Annotated in this window: 17 protein-coding genes and 1 other annotated feature (1 of these 18 cut by a window edge); of the genes, 3 read left to right on the forward strand and 14 right to left on the reverse strand. The window is 39.0% G+C overall.

Annotated features, from left to right (window positions below; all coding sequences use genetic code 11):
• The first annotated feature begins 293 nt into the window (after positions 1-293).
• Entirely contained in the window at positions 294-5,888 is a 5,595-nt protein-coding gene (locus tag ABH902_RS11310) for an InlB B-repeat-containing protein (RefSeq protein ID WP_404590823.1), read from the forward strand.
• Positions 5,889-6,005: 117 nt separating this feature from the next.
• Here the strand turns inward: ABH902_RS11310 and ABH902_RS11315 are convergent, their stop codons facing one another.
• Both ABH902_RS11315 and ABH902_RS11320 read right to left on the reverse strand, forming a co-directional pair.
• Positions 6,006-6,950: an alpha/beta hydrolase gene (locus ABH902_RS11315; protein ID WP_404590824.1), complete on the reverse strand. Its 945-nt coding sequence runs from the start codon at positions 6,948-6,950 to the stop codon at positions 6,006-6,008.
• Positions 6,951-7,106: 156 nt separating this feature from the next.
• Complete coding sequence (locus ABH902_RS11320) at positions 7,107-8,252, reverse strand: ArgE/DapE family deacylase (RefSeq protein WP_404590825.1); 1,146 nt, start codon at positions 8,250-8,252, stop codon at positions 7,107-7,109.
• Between the two features lie 231 nt (positions 8,253-8,483).
• Between ABH902_RS11320 and ABH902_RS11325 the strand changes: the two genes are divergently transcribed.
• Entirely contained in the window at positions 8,484-10,160 is a 1,677-nt protein-coding gene (locus ABH902_RS11325; protein WP_404590826.1) for a MucBP domain-containing protein, read from the forward strand.
• 85 nt (positions 10,161-10,245) lie between these two features.
• On the opposite strand, the gene purR is transcribed toward ABH902_RS11325, so the two are convergent.
• The 5 genes from purR to ispE all read right to left on the reverse strand — a co-directional run bounded on the left by purR (position 10,246) and on the right by ispE (position 14,852).
• Entirely contained in the window at positions 10,246-11,070 is an 825-nt protein-coding gene (purR, locus tag ABH902_RS11330) for a pur operon repressor (protein WP_404590827.1), read from the reverse strand.
• 259 nt (positions 11,071-11,329) lie between these two features.
• Positions 11,330-12,166 carry a metal ABC transporter permease gene (locus tag ABH902_RS11335; RefSeq protein WP_404590828.1) on the reverse strand — a complete coding sequence of 279 codons (837 nt, stop codon included), beginning with the start codon at positions 12,164-12,166 and terminating at the stop codon, positions 11,330-11,332.
• Complete coding sequence (locus ABH902_RS11340) at positions 12,139-12,819, reverse strand: metal ABC transporter ATP-binding protein (protein WP_404590829.1); 681 nt, start codon at positions 12,817-12,819, stop codon at positions 12,139-12,141. Before ABH902_RS11340 ends, ABH902_RS11335 begins: the two co-directional genes overlap by 28 nt.
• A 43-nt stretch (positions 12,820-12,862) precedes the next feature.
• Positions 12,863-13,831 (reverse strand): metal ABC transporter solute-binding protein, Zn/Mn family, encoded by a 969-nt coding sequence (locus tag ABH902_RS11345; protein WP_404590830.1) that lies wholly within the window; start codon positions 13,829-13,831, stop codon positions 12,863-12,865.
• A 169-nt stretch (positions 13,832-14,000) separates the two neighbouring features.
• Entirely contained in the window at positions 14,001-14,852 is an 852-nt protein-coding gene (ispE, locus tag ABH902_RS11350; RefSeq protein ID WP_404590831.1) for a 4-(cytidine 5'-diphospho)-2-C-methyl-D-erythritol kinase, read from the reverse strand.
• Between the two features lie 190 nt (positions 14,853-15,042).
• Between ispE and ABH902_RS11355 the strand changes: the two genes are divergently transcribed.
• The gene (locus tag ABH902_RS11355) at positions 15,043-15,753 is read left to right on the forward strand and encodes an ArsR/SmtB family transcription factor (protein WP_404590832.1); all 711 of its coding nucleotides are present in this window, start codon (positions 15,043-15,045) and stop codon (positions 15,751-15,753) included.
• 79 nt (positions 15,754-15,832) lie between these two features.
• Here the strand turns inward: ABH902_RS11355 and ABH902_RS11360 are convergent, their stop codons facing one another.
• From ABH902_RS11360 to epsC, 7 genes are all read right to left on the reverse strand, one after another.
• Positions 15,833-16,078, reverse strand: a complete 246-nt coding sequence (locus tag ABH902_RS11360) for a Veg family protein (RefSeq protein WP_069663217.1) — start codon at positions 16,076-16,078, stop codon at positions 15,833-15,835.
• Positions 16,079-16,211: 133 nt separating this feature from the next.
• Entirely contained in the window at positions 16,212-16,772 is a 561-nt protein-coding gene (locus tag ABH902_RS11365; RefSeq protein WP_404590833.1) for a sigma-70 family RNA polymerase sigma factor, read from the reverse strand.
• Between the two features lie 94 nt (positions 16,773-16,866).
• Positions 16,867-17,397, reverse strand: coding sequence for an NYN domain-containing protein (locus ABH902_RS11370; RefSeq protein ID WP_404590834.1), 531 nt, complete (start codon positions 17,395-17,397; stop codon positions 16,867-16,869).
• Positions 17,398-17,474: 77 nt separating this feature from the next.
• A complete protein-coding gene (rlmB, locus tag ABH902_RS11375; RefSeq protein ID WP_404590835.1) occupies positions 17,475-18,311 on the reverse strand; it encodes a 23S rRNA (guanosine(2251)-2'-O)-methyltransferase RlmB in 837 nt (278 codons plus the stop codon).
• Entirely contained in the window at positions 18,301-18,699 is a 399-nt protein-coding gene (locus ABH902_RS11380; RefSeq protein ID WP_404590836.1) for a Mini-ribonuclease 3, read from the reverse strand. Before ABH902_RS11380 ends, rlmB begins: the two co-directional genes overlap by 11 nt.
• Positions 18,696-20,108 carry a cysteine--tRNA ligase gene (cysS, locus tag ABH902_RS11385; RefSeq protein ID WP_404590837.1) on the reverse strand — a complete coding sequence of 471 codons (1,413 nt, stop codon included), beginning with the start codon at positions 20,106-20,108 and terminating at the stop codon, positions 18,696-18,698. Before cysS ends, ABH902_RS11380 begins: the two co-directional genes overlap by 4 nt.
• A complete protein-coding gene (epsC, locus tag ABH902_RS11390) occupies positions 20,108-20,641 on the reverse strand; it encodes a serine O-acetyltransferase EpsC (protein WP_404590838.1) in 534 nt (177 codons plus the stop codon). The genes cysS and epsC overlap by 1 nt, the downstream gene beginning before the upstream one ends.
• A gap of 81 nt (positions 20,642-20,722) precedes the next feature.
• Positions 20,723-20,857, reverse strand: a binding site (T-box leader); it runs 69 nt beyond the window's last position.

Here is a 20,857-nt window from a genome sequence, read left to right on the forward strand (position 1 = left end):
TTCATTGAAAAGTCAATACATTTAAACATTTTCATTTAATAACGTCTAATAAACGATTTTTAAATACAAGATAAAAGAAAATTCTATAGATTTACTCCTGTTCTTTTGTTAAGATTATGTTGTATTCTTTATAGAAAAAAACAGTAAATATAATTTAAATATTTTGTTATTTTAATTATAAAAATTAATTTATTTAGATGTTTTTCATTAACATTATATTTGATGTTAGTATTTGCATATTTCTATAAAGTTTGCATAAACAAGAAAAAATACGTGATACGAAAGGAGAAAAAATGAAACGAAAAAGGTTAAAAAAGCTAGTAGTTGTAGGTATGGCTGCATTGATGACTTTGTCTCAAATGAATCTTAGTGTTTTTGCAGAAGAAATGACGCAAGAAGCAACGACAAAATCAAGTGAAGGAACATTGACAGAGCCAACAGATGCCACCAACGTCACGCAAGAATCAGTGACCGTCAATTCGGATCAAAGTTCAACTCAAGAAAAGAAGGACAACCCAGAGGAGAAACAGGAAACTGAAAATAGTCAAGAACCTCAAGTAGAAACGAAGGTTGTACCAACTAATGAAGCTGGAAGTATTGCAGTTTTTAATGGAAATATTTCTTTAAATGGAACAGATGACATTGTTGAAATGAATAATTATAATTCAAGCAAAGTATCCCAAACATTACTCATTAATTTAAAATTTGATAATGCATCAACTTCCAAAAAAGCTGAGATAACGCTTGCTAATGGTTTGGGCTTTGCCGATTTAACCGGTATGAGTCCTACCGATGCGGACAAAAATAATTGGGTATTTGATATGCCGGTCGGCAGCACGTATGATAAAGTCATTACTAATGCAGCATATACGCCAAATGAAGCAATAAAAAATAGTCGTAATCAGGTTATTTATCAGCCAAAAGCTGGTACTGTCGTCTATGAGTTTAGTCCAGGGCAAACAGAAGTAACATTAAGCTTGCCTATTATTTCGGATCGAGCCTTAAATACCACTGATGCTGCTGGTAAGATTATTGATAATGCTATTTCAGTTAAGCAAATTGAAGATGAGCAAGTAACAGCTTCAGAAGTATTAGAACATTACAAATTGACCACATTATCAAGTCCGGCACTTTACTCAAATGGATCAAGTTTACATCTATACTTGAAGCCAGACAATGAAGAATCAGGAACTTTGACAAAAAAAATCACTGATAGTAATGGCGTTACTTCTTTACAAACTATTGATAAAATGATCGTTGATAAACTAGAATACGAATTTCAGTTTGAAAAGGGAGCTGGAATTCAAGATATTCGACTTGAGCCAGCTATAGAAGAGTTCAATGTTAGTTTTGATCGAAGTAATGAAAATTACGATTATGCCTATGTGACCATTGATGGACCTGTGTGTCTTCAAGATTGGATGAGTTTAAGTTTTGATTATAAAGTAGCTGCATCTACACCACTAGGATCCTATAAAACAACTGTCACAAAAGCTGAAATCACAGCCAATGGAAAAACATTCGAAGACACGTCCAACTATACAAAGGAGCCACATGTAACTCATGTTGTTGGTGAATCCGATATCAAAATCTCCGCGCCGACAACTAATGAATATGCTTATAACTCAACAACGAACGAAGCAGGAACCTCTCCTCTCGGTGGTTTTGTAATTGTCAATAATGGCGGTCCTTCTGATGAACAAAAAGCTAAAATAACCTTTGATGATCCATCAATTGGGGTCCAAGGGGTAGGTTTACCTTTTGAAGAAAACGGGACAATTAAAGATATTGAGGTAAAAACCAATAAAAACCAAGTGTTTACTATTGATCAATTAAGTGCGGAACAAATAGCCCAAACTTATCTAATGCATAAGTCTATTGGTTTTTCACGTTTTGAACTTTTTTTAAACGATATAGGTACAGTCGCAGCAGATGAACATATCACTGAAGTGACTTACAATATGGGCAAAATTAAAGCTGGTGCCAAAGGGTATGGTAAGTACGCAGGCGCAGAAAATATGAAAAAACAAAGTCAATACGCCTTAGCCCTGGCGTATTACGGAAAAGTTTTAAACATTCCTGCTTCAAAAACGTACAGTGCCGACGCCACGATTGTTGCCGCAGATAAAGAGTTTAGTGATGCTAGCGCTGTTTCAGCCACAAATGAAATGACTATTATTGATGCAGCTAATATAACTTTTGCCAACAATGCTAATCTGAATGCTGGTACCGCTACGTTAACTGCTGGTACTACCAAAACAATTAGCGGGAATTTAAATATCAGTTCTTATCCTTATTTAACACCTGCTCCTAGTTTAGTTAAAGGCTTTGATATTTATTTACGTACTGCTAACTATTTATCTATTAATACGAATACAATTTCTGTTACGCACGAAGGACAAACGTATCGAGTGGCGGATGGAAATTTAACAGTAGTACCAACAGTTGATAACGAAGGCTATCCTGTATATAAAGTTGAACTGTCGGATGTGGTTTTGGGACTTGCAAAATCTAATACTTTGAACGCTTTTTCATCGATTGCTTTAACTTATGATGTAAAAGCCAAATCAAGTGCGCCGACAGTTTCTATTCCTCTTAGTGAATTATTGTATATTTCAGCAAGAGGTCTGGAAGTTCCACAAAGTAATTCAGCTCAAAACGTATGTAACCATACAGATGTATATGATGTAGATGGTGATGGCGATGTAAACGAAAAAATGGGAACTTTCCAGGAGAACATCGGTCTTCAAATTATTGAACAAAGAGATTTTAGAGTTACGACTGCTGCTAATTTAAATGATGGTCCTTGGGTAAGCTATGACTTTGATACAAATGAAAAAATTATTGATCTTAATCCAGCCGGACAAGCCAAGTATCAACTAAGTGTAGCTAACAACGCAGGGAATAAAATTGATGGATTTGCCGCTTTGATTCCAATTCCTAAAGAAGGTGAGAAAACAGCTCTGACCCCAACTGCACCGGCGGACTTTGATCCCAGTGTTCATTTGCAAAAAGAAGCTTTTGTGTGGACTGCTTCTTTATTGAAAGAAATCAAACCACTTTCAAATTCAAAACTAAATTATACTATTCTTTATGCGACTACTTACGAGGTTGATAAGGACTCGGCAAACTTCAAAACGTGGGCTGAAATTCAAGATAAAAATGAAATTCGCATGGTCAAAGTTGCTACTACGGACTCTATTGAGGATAGTTTTTCTGAATCTATAGAATTTCCTCTTGCACTAACTGATTCAAAAGCAGATTTAAATGCTGGAAAAACCAATATCTATTCTGCCCGTATTTATCGTAAAATTGAAGGACTGGCTGCTGGCTACAAACCATCAGAGCCTATTGCAATTCGTCTCCAAACTGGAGTAGTAAGTGGTCAAGTATTTAACGATAGTAACCGAAATGGTGTGAAGGACTCTAATGAAGCTGGCCAAAACGGTGTAACAGTTCATGCTTATGAAGCGGGAACAAATACAGAATTAGAGGTTACAAGCACTAAAACAATTCATGGTGTCGATGGTTGTTATGAGTTTTTAGGTTTAAATAAACTTACAAATGTTGATGTTGTTTTTGATAATCCTGAAACTAAAGAAACCATTCGCTTTTCACCAACTACTGCTAAAGGATCAACGGCTACAGCTGATGCGGAACATACTAAAGCTGTGACTGCGAACATTACTCCAAGTGGCAGTAATTTTGACCAAATCAATGTGGGCCTAATCACTCCCGTTACGATTACTTTTAACGCAGGAAAAGGCAGTACAGCTCATGATACGATACAGCTTTTTCCAAATGAAAAAATCACAGGAAAACCGCTTGCTGAATTAACCGGCAACACATTTAAAGATTGGTACACAAAAGAAGATGGCGGTACCAAGGTAGAGTTTCCGTATACTGTTGGTACAAAAGATAGTACTTTCTATGCTCGCTATGAGAAAAATAAATATGAAGTTTATTACCATAATGAAGGCAATGAAACACATGAATCCATCACATATGATGATTTATTAAGCAAACCAGCGAATCCTAACAAAACTGGGCAAACATTTATCGGGTGGTTTACCGCCCCAACCGGCGGGCACGCATGGAACTTTGCTGAAGATAAAATGCCTGCTGAACGTTTAGATTTATATGCGCGTTTTGGCGTGGCAACATATAAAGTAACTTTTGATACAGGTGATCAAGCATCTGAGTACGCTTATGAATATGATACACTTATCGAAAAACCAAGCACTGATCCAAGCAAAACTGGGTATACTTTTGAAGGTTGGTTTACAGAAAGAACTGGCGGAAGAGCTTGGAACTTTACGCAAGACAAAATGCCTAGCAACGACTTAACCTTGTATGCTCACTTTAGTGTAAATCAATACACAGTTAATTATTTGGTGGATAAGTTATCTGTGAAGACTGTTCAAGTTAATTACAACACCTTAATAACAGACAAACCAACAGAACCAAACAAAGAAGGCTATATTTTTGAAGGCTGGTTTAACGAAGCAAGTGGCGAGGAATGGAATTTTGCCAAAGACAAGGTACCGGCGAACGATCTAAACTTAACGGCTCATTTCAAAAAAAATAGTTATAAATTATCTTTCAATAATGATGGAGAAACAGTTGAACAGTCAGTGCTTTTTGATGACTTAGTCGAAGAACCAACCACTCCAGTCAAAGCTGGCTATACTTTTGACGGCTGGTACGATCAAGCAACTGGCGGAACTAAGTGGGATTTCATTACGAATCGCATGCCGGCGAATAATCTGACATTATATGCTCGCTATGTAATTAATAAATATCAAGTAACCTTTGACGATCATGGAATCCAAACAACAGAAGAAGTAGAGTATAACGGATTAATTACTAAGCCAACTACTGATCCGCAAGCACCGATCGGTTATAAATTTATTGGCTGGCAAGCGCAAGGTAGTGATCAGTTGTGGGATTTCGCAAATGATAAAATGCCGACTAACGACATAGTGTTGGTAGCGCAATTTGAGGCTTTAGACCAAGTTATCACATTAGACTTTGACGGTGGAACAAGTGACGGACCAAATGAAATCACTGCACCAACAGACAGCAAAGTGGATATTGATGCGGTCAAAACACCTCAAAAACCGGGCTATCAATTTGTCGGTTGGTTTGATGGAGAGACGCAAGTAAGTGGAACAATTATTATGCCGGCGGGTGGTCTAACCTTAAAAGCTAAATGGGAAGAAACTGACCAAGTGATTCGTTTTGATGCAAACGGTGGAACTGGTGTGGATTCTATTGTCGCTAAAACCAACGCAACTATTATGATGGAAGAGTTCACAACAACGCGTGATGGCTATGAGTTTATTGGCTGGTTTGACACAAACGATCAACAAGTAACCGGTGAGTTCATAGTACCAGCTGGCGGAGCTACTTTCATTGCAAAATGGCAGGCCTTAGATCAAACCATTACCTTTGATGTCAATGGCGGTGACAGTGCTACTCAACCAGAAGCGATTGTTCAACCAACAGACACAAAAGTAAAACTTGACGAAGTAGCAAAACCTAAAAAATCAGGCTATACCTTTGCTGGTTGGGCTGACAAAACAGGGAAGAAATATGCTGGAACGATTACTATGCCTGCGGGTGGCTTAACCTTACTTGCACAATGGGAAGAAGAACCGGCAGCACCTGTGACAAAACCAAAAGATAATACCTCTACGAATAACAACGGAAATAATAACTACAAAACAAATCAAACACTTAGTAAAAAACAAAGCACTGAAAAATCATTACCAAATAGCGGTGAGAAAACGTCACCTGTTATTGAATTAATTGGTTTAGTTGTGATGTTTGGAGTACTCGCATTAGTAGTACTGCAACGAAGTCAAAAATTAAATAATAAAAAATAATATACTAGAATAAGCACGAGATTAGACTAAAAGTCGTTTAGGCTTTTCGGTCATCGTTTATTTGTAAGTAGAGAGGCTGGGAAAAATACTCACGAGAGAGTTTCCCCAGCCTTTTAATTAATTACGTTTATTCAGCCAGTCAGTCGAAATATCCATCGCTGCTCTAGTGGCATTGCTTTGATCCATCGAATGAACCATAACAAAGTCGTGAATCATTCCCTGAAATCTAATCTGTGTCACATCTACACCGGCATCCCGTAAATGACGCGCATACTCTTCTCCTTCATCTCTTAACACATCTGCTTCACCATTTAAGATCATCGCTGCTGGTAAGCCTTCTAGGTCTGCCTTCGTTGCTTGTAATGGTGAAATCGTCTTCGTTTTAGCATCTTGTCCTTCTGGTAAATAATTCGCCCAAAACCACTTCATTCCTTCTTTAGCTAAAAAGTAATTTTCCGCAAACTGCTGATAAGATTCTGTTTCAAAAGAATAATCCGTAACTGGATAATAAAGCAATTGCTGATTGATTTTAGGCCCCTTTCGATCTTTGGCCAGCATTGTTAAAACGGTCGCCATATTCCCGCCCACGCTGTCTCCTGCAACAGTCAGTCGTTGAATATCATACTGATTGCCAGCATTTTCCACTAACTTCAAGAGTACGGCATAGCATTGCTCAATAGCCACAGGATATTTGGCTTCCGGCGCACGATCATATTCCGGCACAAACACAATAGAATTGGTTCTAACTGCTAGTTCACGCACCAATTTATCATGCGTATGCGCACTACCTAGCACCCAACCGGCACCATGAATATACAATATTACAGGTAGTTTTTCCTGCATCCCTTTTGGCTTTACGATACGCACATTAATGGTTCCATGTTCATCTAAAGACCAGTCTTGATCTTCGATGTCAGCATCCAGCTTCGTGACAGGAGATTCTTGGACTTTTTCAAGTAAGGCGCGGGCTTCTTCTACAGGGAGCTGATAGATAAATGGTTCTTTTGCATTCGCTTCACTAAATTCAAGAGCTGATTGTTCTAAAGAAATTCTTTCTACCATAGGACGACCTTCTTTCCAAAATTGTGACTTAATAGTAGTCCCATAAACAAATTTATTCAACAGTTAGCCCCTTTTGCATGGAATAAGGCAAAAAGCTGTAAAAAAATGGACCATTTGCTCCATCTTTTTACAGCAGCACGTTGAATAAATTGATTTTTATGCTAAATAAGTTACAGCCATCTCTTTATAAATATCAATCATTTCCAGATAGTTTTTAACCTCCACATATTCATCCACTTGGTGCGGTGTTTCATTTCCCGGTCCAAAAATAATTACAGGAAAAACTTGTTTTCCCTTCGTAAATTCCGCCGCATCTGTTGTACCGGAGACGCCCACCATCGGAATGTCAACATTTACTTGCTTTTTGACCACGCTTTGAGCAATTTTAGCAATCTCAGAATCCTTGTCGCTTTTGACAGAGATTTTATTTGCTTCAATCGTTAAGCTTAAATCATAGGTTTCCTTTTGATTTAGTTCAGCGATCAGCTCCTGCATTTTTTGGATCACTTGCTCATTGTCATAGCCGGGAATCGTTCGAATATTTCCCTGTAAGCTGGCTTCGCTTGGGATACTGTTGATTTGTTCACCGCCGGATATCATGGTTACATTATAAATAAAGTCTCCCAGCACTTCATCAGTGTGCGTTTCCTGACGAAATAACTCATTCGCTCTTGTATAGAAATCATTTAAATGATCAATGGCATTTACGCCCAAGTGCGGCATTGAACTATGGGCATTTTTTCCAAGAGAAGTCACTTTAAAATTAATCGATCCTTTATGTGCATAAACAATGCCGGCATAACCGGAAGGCTCACCAATTACCATGGCAGTTACATCGTCAACATAACCTTCTTTTGTCAGCTGCTCTGCCCCCAGCTCTCCAACCTCTTCTCCTACAGTTGCTAATAAGCGTAAGCAACCATTCAAGGCTGCCCCTTCTTCCTTCAACTCAATCATCGCGATAGCCATTGCTGCCAGTCCACTTTTCATATCACAGGTGCCGCGTCCGAACATTTTCCCTTCACGAATTTCTGGTTTAAAAGGATGTGACGTCCACTCTGCTAAATTCCCCGGCGCCACAACATCCATGTGTCCGGAAAAAGCTAAGACTTTCTCCGCGTTTTCAACACCAATTTCCACAATTAAATTGTCCCGTTCCTTCGCATATTCTAAAAAGGAGGAGTCAATTCCATGCTGTGCAAATAATTTGCTTAGATACTCAGCCACCGCTTTTTCATTGCCATTTACAGATTCAATGGCGACCATATCTTTTAAAATTTGAATTTTTTCTTGCTTTTCCATTAATAAACCCTCTTTCTTTTAATAAACTTTTATATACAAAACCAGTTCCTTATTACTTAACTATACACCTAAATAAACAATTCGTTAAATTATTTCTAACTCCTGTAATATATTATTTATATATCTAAAATATTTGGTTATTTTTGACAAAAATTACAAAAACATGGTTTATTTATTATAATTTTATTATATAATATAAATGTTAAATAATATTTGGAGAAGTGGTAGATTATGAAGAAACACCTAAGAACATTTATTTTTGGTATTGCATTTGTACTTATCTTTTGCATATCAAACGCACAAAAGGCTTATGCTGTAGATCAACTAATTTTTGATGAACCTGTTTTGAATACACCCTATGCAGGTCAAACTGAAATTTCCGGTATCCTTACTGGCTACGGCGTTTTACCTTCCGGGGCCAAAGTTCCTGTAGAAACCTATCAAAATGCAGCTTGGATAACCATTAATGGTAAGCAGTATTCTCCTATAAAATACGGCAATCAAATGTTTAATTATACTATTAATAAAATTGATGCTGACCGTTTTTCTTTCACCTTCCAGCTGCCGGACAATATCGTGCTAAAAGAAGGCGATGAAATCTCTGGTTTTGTCATTGCCGGTACAATTGATAATACTCAAAATTATCCGCAAAGCTCTTATAAAATGTCCGGAACATACATTACTCAACCAAGAGTCATTCCAGCGGTAGGAGCTGACGTGACCGTCCATTACGTTGATGAACAAGGCATGCCAATCGCCAATCCTAAAACTATTCCTGCGACAGCAATCGGTGATGACTATGATGCCACTACACCGGATTACAAGCTGATTATTAACGGCTATACCTTAGATGATACACAGCTGCCGGTAAATGCTATCGGTAAGTTTACCGACACAGCACAAACCGTTACTTATGTTTATAAAACGACCCCGGCAAATACACAAGCTAAAGAGATCACGGTTCAATATATAGATCAAAACGGCACACAAATCGCCAAGCCTAAAACTATTCCCGCAGCAGCAATTGGCGACGACTATGATGCCACTACGCCGGATTATAAGCTGATTATTAACGGCTATACCTTAGACGACACACAGCTGCCAACAAATGCTATCGGTAAGTTTACCGACACAGCACAAACCGTTACTTATGTTTATAAAACGACCTCAGCAAATAAACCTGTAGCTGCACAAGCTAAAGAAATCACGGTTCAATATATAGATCAAAACGGCAAACGAATCGCCAAGCCTAAAACTATTCCCGCAGCAGCGATTGGCGACAACTATGATGCCACTACGCCGGATTATAAGCTGATTATTAACGGCTATACCTTAGACGACACACAGCTGCCAGCGAATGCTGTCGGTAAGTTTACTGATAAAAGACAAACCGTCACTTATGTTTACAAGGCAACTCCTGAGAATGTCCCTGTTAATCAAAAAACACAAAAAGTCATTATTCATTATGTGGATCAAGAGGGCAAGCAGATTGCTAAACCGAAAATTATTAGTGGAAGAATTGGTGAAGCTTATGATGTAACTTCTACAGATTATCAGCTGGTGCTTAACGGTTATACATTGGACAAAAAACATCTGCCGAAGAATATTATAGGTATATTAACGGATACACCTCAAACAGTAACCTATGTCTATACAAAAAATACTGCAAATATTCCAGCAAATACCCAGACGCAAACCAATGAACCAGTCAACAACGCTCATGCAGAGTCAAAAAACATTGATACCAACACTTCAGCCAAGCCAATAAAAACGCAGACAGCAGCTTATAAAAAAATGCTGCCTAAAACAGGGGAAACTGAACAAGTAACAATGATATACTGGGGAACTATTCTGTTGTTGATGAGTGTTAGTCTTTACTACAATAAAAAATCCTATGCTATAGATTAGTTGATATATTATTAAACAAAAAACAGTTCTGAATATAAGCGATTTTTTCGCTTACTTTCAAAACTGTTTATTTTTTTACAATTTATTATTTTGCTTCATCAAAATAATTACCCGGTACCACATTAATTGTCTTCGTTTGCGTATCTACATCTTTAACGTACAACAATGATGTATAATCTTCGATCGCACGCTGACCGTTAAATTTAGATTCAGCAAAAACGGTAATTCCTACTAATTCAGCTTCAAACTCTTCAATTAGGCTCTTCATCCCGTTAACCGTTCCGCCGCCTTTCATGAAATCATCCACCACCAAAACTCTGGAGCCGCGTTTTAAACTGCGTTTAGACAATTCCATTTTTTCAATCCGTTCAGAAGAACCTGAAACATAATTGACACTCACCGTTGATCCTTCGGTAATTTTAGAATCCCGGCGCACAATCACAAACGGCACATTTAAATAATAAGAAACAGCCTGCGCTATCGGTACGCCTTTTGTGGCAACCGTCATCACTGCGTCAATCTGTTCGCCCAAATATTTAGAAGCGATAATTCTGCCCACTTGGCGTAACAAATCAGGCTGACCCAATAAATCTGAAAGATATACATATCCCCCAGGCAATAAACGATCCTGCTCTGATAAACGTTCACATAAGTCCAGTACCAGCTTCTTTGATTCCTCAAAAGGAATCTCTGGGATAAACTGTACACCGCCGGCAGCCCCCGGAATCGTTTCTAAAATTCCCGTTCCCCGCTGCTTAAAGGTCTTCTTGATAATCGCTAAATCTTCACTAATCGAAGATTTGGCTGATTTATAGCGCTGTGCAAAATAGGTTAAAGAAACTAATGTGTGGGGATGATCCAACAAATATTGCGTCATGTCAATCAAGCGCTCGCTTCTGCGAATTTTCAAATTCGTCACTCCTCTGTTTTTTATAAGTTTGAAATGTATGCTTTTACTATTTTAAGCAAGATTAAAAATGGTCTTGCATTATCCAATATAAAGACAATTCTTTCACTTAAGTAATAACAATCGTTTCTTTTCAAAGCTATCGTTCCCTATTATAAGGGGTTTAGCCGAAAAATTCGAGTATTTTTTATAAAAAAATCAAAATAGTTCGCTATTTAGAAAACAAAAAAGAAGATAAGAGAAAAAACTTTCGTTTTTCCTCTTATCTTCCGCTCATTTTCTTGTTTCTTTGCATCGTTACTATAAATTTTCTGAAAATGCTCACAAGGATAAATAAGCCGATAAAAATCAACGTGATACTGGCACTAGGCGGAGTTTCCAAATAATAAGAGCCTGTCAGACCTGTCAGCATTCCAACTAGCCCCATGAATACACTAATAATAATAACTGTATTAAAGCCTTTACCGATCCGCATCCCAATCGCAGCCGGCAATACCATAATAGCCGAAATCAACAAAGCTCCTGCAATCGGAATCATCACTGCAATCGCCACACCTGTAATCACATTAAACAGCATGGACATCCAGTGAATCGGCAAGCCGTCCACATGGGCGGTGTCTTCATCAAAGGTTAACACATACATCGGCCGCTTAAATAAACAGAATAAGATGACCAGAACAACAAATAGAACCGCTAAAATAATCACCTGCTGCCAAGTAATTGTCACGATAGAACCGAATAAATACGACTGAATACTAGCTGCAGAATTCCCGCCGCTCAAATTCATCAATACCAAAGCTAAAGCAAGACCACCGGACATTAATATTGCAATCGAGATTTCAGAATATGTACTATAAATCATGCGCAAATATTCTAAAATAATCGCTGCAATAATCACTACAACCAGCGTCATAAAATCTGGATTCCAGTTCAAGAAAAAACCCAGCGCTACACCTGCCAGTGACACATGAGAAAGTGTATCCGCCATTAATGACTGTCTTCTAATGACAAGGAAGACTCCCAGCATTGGTGCGATTACGGATATAAACGTTGCTGCTAGAAAAGCTTTTCTCATGAACTCATATGAAAGCATCTCCATTGAGAATCCTCCTTTCGAACTAAACGGATTTGTCGATCCGCATAAGACTTAATATCCTCATGATCGTGCGTAATCATTAAAACCGCTTTGCCATGATCATGCGCATTATGCCTTAATAAGCGATAAAACTCTTTTCTGGAGGTTTCATCCATTCCTGTTGTTGGCTCATCCAAAATAAATAAATCAGGGTCTGTTGCGAAAATTCTTGCCAAACTAATGCGCTGCTTTTGCCCGCCTGAAAGTTCGCCAATCCGTTTATGCCGCATCTCCCACATGCCCACAGCTTTTAAAGCTTTTTCAACATGCTGATGATCTCGTTTCGTTAACGGCTTAAACCAGCGCTGTCTAGGGAAGCGTCCAGAGCGGACAAGCTCAAGCACTGTGCTGGGAAAGCCAGCATTAAAGGAGGCGACCTGCTGCGGAATATAACCAATGCTTAGCTTCTTGCCTTCGTTGTTCTCTTTCGCGATCGTAATCGTGCCTTTCGTCGGCTTTAACAGCCCTAGTGTACTTTTTATCAAGGTGGACTTTGCCGCGCCGTTTTCGCCGGTTAAAATGACAAATTCACCCGGATCTACCTGATAAGACACATCTTCTAAAACAGGTTCATCATCGTAATAAAACGTGAGATCCTTTACTTCCAGATAATGCATGACGACTCTCCCTTCCTTTTCAAAGATTCTCTGTTGAGAACTTCTATTTAATTGTTTTTTGCAGTGCTTCAAGATTGGCTTTCATCACAGAAAGATAATTCTCGCCTTGCTCTTGTTCTTTAGTAGTAATTCCTTCTAACGGATTTAGCACAGCTAATTCTACACCTGTTTCACTGGCTAATGTGTTGGCTACCTTAGAAGAAGCAGATTCTTCAAAATAAATAACTTTTACGTTGTTTTCTTTAATATATTTTTTCAATTCTGCCAATCTACTTGGTGAAGGCTCCTGATCAGGAGAAATCCCGGCAATTGATTCTTGTGTCAACCCATATTGTTTAGCTAAATAGCCGAACGCTGCATGTTGGGTGACAAAGGTTTTATTTTTAGCGTTAGCAAACGCCTCTTGGTATTCTTGATCTAAATCCGCTAGCTTTTGTAAATAAGCCGAAGTATTTTTCTCAAACTCAGCTTTTTTCTCTGGAAATTTTTTCACAAGTGCATCGCGAATCGTTTCAACTTCTTTTTGAGCCAGAACAGGATCCAGCCAAACGTGAGGATCTAATTCATGCTCGTGGTCGTGATCGTGATCGTGATCGTGCGCTTCATCCGTGTCTTCTTCATGTGCTTCTCCTGACATCAAATGGATGTTTTTAGCGGCTTCAACTACTGCGACCTGCTTTTGATCAACATTTTCAATAGTATCTTTTACCCAGGTTTCCAGCTCATTACTATTATATACAAGAGCATCCGCGTCTGTAATTTTAGCAATATCTTTGGCACTTGGTTCATAATCGTGCGGTTCTGTTCCCGCAGGAATTAACATCTGTACATCACCTGCATCACCTACCACATTTTTAGCGAAATCGTACATTGGATAAAAGGTAGCGACAACAGTGATCTTGTCCTTTTCTTCTTTTTTTTCAGAGGTATTTTTTTGCCCACAGGCAGTCAATAGAAAAAGACCGGCAATTGCTGCTAAGCCTAGCATGTATTTCCAACTATTTTTTCTCATATAATTAGCTCCATTCCGATTTACTTATGACAAATCGTAACATTTACGATTTACCAGCAAGAACTAATTTAACAGAAGGAGCAATAACCGTCAAGTAAAAAATGAAGAAAACTTTTTTCTATAGAAAAAAGGAAAGTCCTTTCACCAACTGACTTCCCTCATCACTTATTTATTTTAGCGTGCGAACAAGATAAACTTCATCACAAAAGCCTTTTAAGCCGTTGTAAATCCGCTGCGCTCGTGTTCTTTTTTCACACAAAGCAAACACCGTTGGCCCGCTACCACTCATTAAAGCCGCATCTGCACCATAACTAAGCATCCGATCTTTAATTTGCTGAATTACTGGGTGCCGCTTAATGGTCACACCTTCCAGTGCATTCCCGATTCGTTCCGTCATCAGCTGGTAGTCATTGGCTTCAACAGCCTGTCTTAAGCCGACAATATCCGGATGTTCAATACTGTTGAAGGATAAGCTGCCGAAAATCGAACTCGTCGATACACTCATTCTGGGCTTAACCAAAACGACCCAGCATTGCGGCATCGCAGGTAAAAATTCGATCTTCTCCCCACGTCCTGTCACAAACGCTGTACCGCCATAAATGCAATAAGGTACATCCGACCCAATTTGGCTTCCCAGTTCAGCTAACTCTTCCAACGATAAGTCCAAGGACCAAAGCCGGTTCAGTCCACGTAAAGCCGCAGCGCAATCACTGCTGCCTCCAGCAAGACCTGCGGCCACAGGTACCTTCTTTTCTATAGTAATACGAACCCCATATTTTAATTGAAAGGTATTTTTAAGCAGTTCAGCCGCTTGATAAACATGATTCCTGCGATCAACCGGTAAAAAAGAGTTCGTTGTTTCGATTACAATTTTATTTTCTTCCAATGGCTCAAAAATTAAACGATCAGCCAAGTCTACACTTGCCATCACCATTTCCAATTCATGATACCCGTCTTTACGTTTATAGAGAGCATCCAACCCCAGATTAATTTTTGCGGGTGCTTTTTCTATGATTTCCATTCATTTTCACCTATCTATTTTTACCTATCATCCAACTTCACAATCTTTTAAATTCTATCATATGTTGCTAAAGAAGTATATATTAGTTAAAAAATTGCCAGTTTTTTGGAACAAATTCTATATATCGATAGAAATAGATCTATATTTCTTTTACAATAATACTACATGTATTTAAAAAAGGAGACTATGAATGCAAAAACAAGTGGACGTATTTAAAGTAGCTGAACTGCTTTCGGATCAATCGAGAAGTATAATTCTCACTTCTCTGATGACTGGCGAACGTTATACTGTCAATGAATTAGCTAGAGCCGCTCAAATCAAGCAGCAAACGGCTAGCTACCACCTTAAAAAGCTAAAAGAGCTTTATTGGGTGAAGGAAGAAAAGTCCGGCCGCTTTCATTATTATCGCTTAGTAAATGCGGAAGTCGCTGAAATCATAGAGCAGCTGTCTACCGTTGCCCCTAAGAAAAACATTCGTTATTTAAGTCAAAAAATAGAAAATATTCACTTGTATAATGGCAGAACCTGCTACGATCATTTAGCAGGAAAAATTGGTGTATCTGTTACTTTCTGGCTGATAGAAAACGGCTATTTGCAGTTCAACTCAACGGAAGAGCTTGAATTAACCACGGCGGGAGCTGCCTTTTTGTCGGACTGGGGAATTGATCTTGAGAAAAGTCAGCGGGCGAAGCGTGTCTTTTGTCGTAAATGTCTGGATTGGAGCGAGCGCCAGTATCATCTTGCCGGCAGCCTGGGAAAAGAATTGACGGACTTGTTTTTTAGAAAAAATTGGATTAAACGGCATGGAGCTTCTCGTGCCATTCAATTAACGGAAGCCGGAATTGAAGAACTTGTCTTAAAGAGAAAGATTGACTTTCATTTTCAGGAGATTAATTTATAAGCGTGTTTAATGATGTATAAAAATAGGACTAGAATAAAGGGCGCAACGACCTTCATTCTAATCCTATTTTTTTCATTCTTTAGACTGCTTCACTCACAAATTCGATCTCTACTGTGCGTGTCAACACATCAGAATAGCTGTATGAAACTCTTTCGAAAGAGTTTTCGTCAGGATCTAAATCTACAACGAAAACAGATGGATATGTTTCAGTTAAAATACCTTTACGTTCAGTTTGACGCTTTCTGCCGGTCTGAGCAACTAATGTGATTTTGCTGCCGATACGACATTCTAGATCTTTTTTAATTGACGCTAAAGTTGTTGGCATTGCACTCACCTCATAATACAGTGTAGCACATATTAATAAAAATATCAAGTTTACCATAGCACAAAGTTAATTGCAACTAATTATGTTTCAGAAATTGATAATTATTTGATGTGAAAATACTGGGAATTCTCATTCAATCATAGATAATAGATTTTAGCTTTTTCTTGGCTCGATCATAGGCGCCTCTGATGATACGTTCTTCACTTTGAGCATCTTTGACAATCTGATCCAGCTCCTTACCGCTTACATATTCTTGAAAGGTCGCTTTCTCGAATGGCGACAATACGGTCGGCAGCTGTTCCAGCTTTTCTCTGATGATCATTTGATCTAATACATCTGCTTCTTCAGTCCCCATATAATCAAAAAAAGATTCTCCCTGATTCTCTATTTTTTGATCCAAAGAGGTAGCATGTACATCGATCGTCCGTTTAAAAGCACATTGTTTTCTAATTAAACTGCGAATGTGATTTTCAAAATTTAATTTAAAAAACTGACCAATCGTTATCTGATGACCGCTTTCATATTTTTCCAAAGAACGATAAAAAATAATGCGTCCCTCCTGCAGCCAGTCTTCCCGATCAAAATCCTTGATATAGTACTTCTTTTGAAACTTGTAAACAATCGGATGATACTCCCGATATAAAGAATCAAACGCCGACGTGTCTCCCTTTAAAATGTCTTCATACTCTTTCAAACCATTCTCCTCCTTTTAAACGCTCTTTTACCAAAGAAGAGCGTTTAAAAAAAGCGTAGCATAATACAAATTAAAAGTAGACTAAATAAGATAATTAATCTTTATTTTTGGATAATTCGTCTAATTTATCGGACAATTTTGATAATTGTTCTACATTCCAAGGTGAATTTCGACGAAAATCCTGAAAATGAATGTCTGTTGCATGAACAGCGATGGTTCGCTCTGTTTTTTGAATTGTTTTGTATAATTCGTTTGCTGAGGTCCGCAAAGCACCTTTAGAAAAAACCAGCCACTGCTCTGCTAAATCACTCGTTGCCACGGTCACTTGTGTTAAACGATCGTTTTTTTCTCCTGCGATCCGTTCTATGTAGCTGTCTGCTGTTTCCTCTTCTTTTGTAAAGACAACAGTCGAATGGTATTTTTTATATGTTTGCTGAATTCCCGGGACTAATTGCGCATCAAAAACAACGATTACTTCCAATGCCTCGTATTTCGCGTAATTCGACAAGCGCTGCAACAGAACCTCCCTGGCATCTTCCAATTTATTTTGCTTTTTGAGCTGCACTAGCTCCGGCCACGAACCAATCATGTTATAGCCGTCAACAATCAATAATTGCTTTTTCATTCTCCTTCGTCACCTTCTTTCATTAAAAGCGAGAACAGAAGCAAAAAAACGGTTTGCCTCTGTTCTGTTTTACTAAGCTATAGCGGATTACGCCCGCGGAAAACTTCATACATCAATAAGCCGGCCGCTACACCTGCATTTAGACTCTGTACATGTCCAGTCATCGGAATCGTCAATAATTCATCCACTTCTTTCCGTAAGCCCTGACTCATGCCACGGCCTTCATTACCGATAATAAGCGCGATAGCTCCTTGGGTATTCCACTGACGATAATCCGTTCCCGACATATCTGTTCCGAAAATCCAAAAGCTGTTTTCCTTTAAAGTAGCAATCGTCTGCGTTAAATTCGTTACACGTGCCACTGGAATATATTCAACAGCTCCGGTTGATGCTTTCGTGACAACTGGCGTAATGCCAACTGCTCGGTGTTTTGGGATAATGATGCCGTCCACACCTGTCGCATCAGCTGTTCTTAAAATAGACCCAAAATTATGCGGATCTTCCAAGCTATCTAAAATTAAGAAAAAGGGCATTTCAGTACGTTCTTTGGTTTGTTCCAGCAATTCATCCAAAGACAAGTATTCATAGGCTGTAATAGCTAATACAATACCTTGGTGAACGCCATGATCGCTCATTGTATCAAGCTTTTGTTTTGGCACCCATTTAACAGGCACTGCATGCTCTTTGGCTAACAGCTTTAAATGCTCCACCTTTTCTCCTTTGCTGTCTTCCTGCAGAAATAATTTATTACCGCGGCCTTGTTGAATAGCCTCAACGGTGGCGTGATTTCCGAATACGAAATTTGCTTCAACCGCTTCCTGACTTTGCGGCTGCTCTTGTATTACTTCTTTTTTGTGCGTTTGTTTTTTAGGTGGCTTGCTACCTTTAAATCCACGCTTTTTTTCATTTCTCATTTTCTTCACCTACTTTTTTGATACACCACGCGATCAGCTCTTCAAGGCGTTCAGTTTGCTTGGTTAAATGTAGATAGCCCATCAATGATTCAAAGCCGGTAGCGACTCGATACGTAGTGATATCCGCATTTTTAGCAGAAGTATGACTTTTAGCATTGCGTCCTCGTTTATACATGATTTCTTCATTTTCCGTTAAAATGTTTTCAGCCAGCATTGCCTGTACTAAAAATGCCTGCGCTTTGGCAGAAACATAATGAGTCGCCATGCGATGCAGCGTATTCGGCTTAGTTTGTCCTTGTTCCACAAGAAAGTCTCGGATGTAAATTTCATAAATCGCATCCCCAACATACGCCAGCGCCAAACCGTTTAATTGCGTGTAATCTCTCATTCACTTCTTCTCCATCTAGTTCCTTGAGCTGTATCTTCCAAGGTTATTCCTTTATCTTTTAGCAAATCGCGGATTTCATCACTGCGGGCAAAATTACGATCTTTGCGGGCTTGATTCCGTTCTTCGATTAATTGGTCAATCTCATCATCCAGCAGTTCCTCTGTTAAAAAGAAGATGCCGAAAATACTCAACCATTGACTGAATTTCTCCAATGCAGCAGCAACAACTACTGCAGAAACAGCTGCTTGTTCACTGTATTGATTCAGCCATTTCGCTAATTCGTATACGACTGTAATTCCGTTAGCTGCGTTAAAATCATCATCCATTTCAGCTGTAAAGCGTGCTTCTAAAGTATTTAGCTCTGTCAGCTTAGCTTCGTCTTCAGCGAGCTCTGCTTGTGCAGAAGCTTTTCTAAAGGAGAGATTTTCGTAGGCATTTCTTAGTTTTTGTAAATTCACTTCTGCTTCTTTTAGCGTAGTTTCATTGTAGCGAATCGGGCGCCGGTATTGTGTTGTCGCCATGAAAAAGCGCAAGACCTGCGGATCAATTTGCTGTGTCAATTCGTGAACTGTCACAAAATTCCCCAGCGACTTACTCATTTTTTGATCATCCTCGCCAATCGTTACATAGCCATTGTGCATCCAATAATTTGCAAAGGGCTGTTCCGTTTTAGCTTCACTTTGCGCGATTTCATTTTCATGATGAGGAAACTCTAAATCCTGTCCGCCTCCGTGGATATCAATTGTATCACCTAAATGCTTTGTTGCCATAACAGAACACTCAATATGCCAGCCGGGACGTCCTGCTCCCCAAGGTGATTCCCAGGAAATTTCGTCCGCTTTCGCGCTTTTCCATAAAGCAAAATCTAAAGGATCTTCTTTTAGCTCCTGTTCACTGCCGGTTCGCTGACTAGCTCCGATTTCCAATTCATCAATAGATTGATGACTAAGCTTGCCGTAGCCTGCGAATTTTCGAGTGCGGTAATAAATATCGCCTTGTGCTTCATAAGCATAGCCTTTATCGATTAACACTTGAATAAACGCCAAAATATCTTCCATGTGATCCATTACCCGCGGATGGCAGGTTGCCGGTTTTACATTGAGTGCGTTGGTGTCTTCTTCAAACGCATGAATAAAGCGTTCCGCCACTTCTGGTGCGGTAATTCCCAATTCCTTCGCTGCTCGAATGATTTTGTCATCCACATCCGTAAAATTAGATACATAATTCACTTCATAGCCACGGTATTCAAAATAGCGACGCACCGTATCAAACGCAATAGAGCTGCGAGCATTGCCGATATGAATATAATTATAAACAGTCGGTCCGCAAACATACATCCGCACTTTGCCGTCTTCTATCGGCTTAAATAGTTCCTTTTCTCTCGTTAATGTATTATAAATCTGAATCATTATTTCCCCTCTACTTTCTTTCCTTTTATCCGTACAACCTTTGCAGGTACACCAACAGCAGTTGCATCATCTGGAATGTCTGTCAAAACAACGGCAGATGCTCCAATTTTTGCTCGCTCGCCAATCGTCACTGGTCCCAAAATTTGCGCATGTGCATGAATCATTGCACCTTTTTTGACTGTAGGATGGCGTTTGCCGACATCTTTCCCAGTTCCACCTAAGGTCACTCCATGAAACAACACGACATCTTCTTCTATCTCGGCTGTCTGCCCAATAACAATGCCCATACCATGGTCAATAAATACACCAGAAGCAATCTGTGCACCGGGATGGATCTCAATTCCTGTGATAAAGCGCCAGAACTGTGCATGAATCTTCGCCAGCAAAAACAGATGATGACGATACAAGAAATGAGAAAAGCGATGCCAAAACAAGGCGTGCAGGCCTGGATATGTAAGTAAAGCTTCCGCTGTTGAACGGGCAGCCGGATCATTCTTTTTAATTGCCGCAACTGCTTTTTTTAGCCATTCCATAGACTTTATTTCCTTTCTTTTTGAATTCTTTCACATTGGTCGTTGTAAATAAAAAACGTCTTTCAATCGGACTAAATCCAATCAAAAGACGTTTACACGTGGTTCCACTTTTTTTCGCAGAGCGATACCCTGCCTCTAAACAGATAACGGTTGTTGGCCGTTTTCAGCTACATATCGCCGAAACTATTCAAAGATGCATTTCAAAAAAGATGGACA

This window comes from Enterococcus sp. UD-01, assembly GCF_044909655.1.
In the GTDB taxonomy this organism is placed as follows: Bacteria; Bacillota; Bacilli; order Lactobacillales; family Enterococcaceae; genus Enterococcus_L.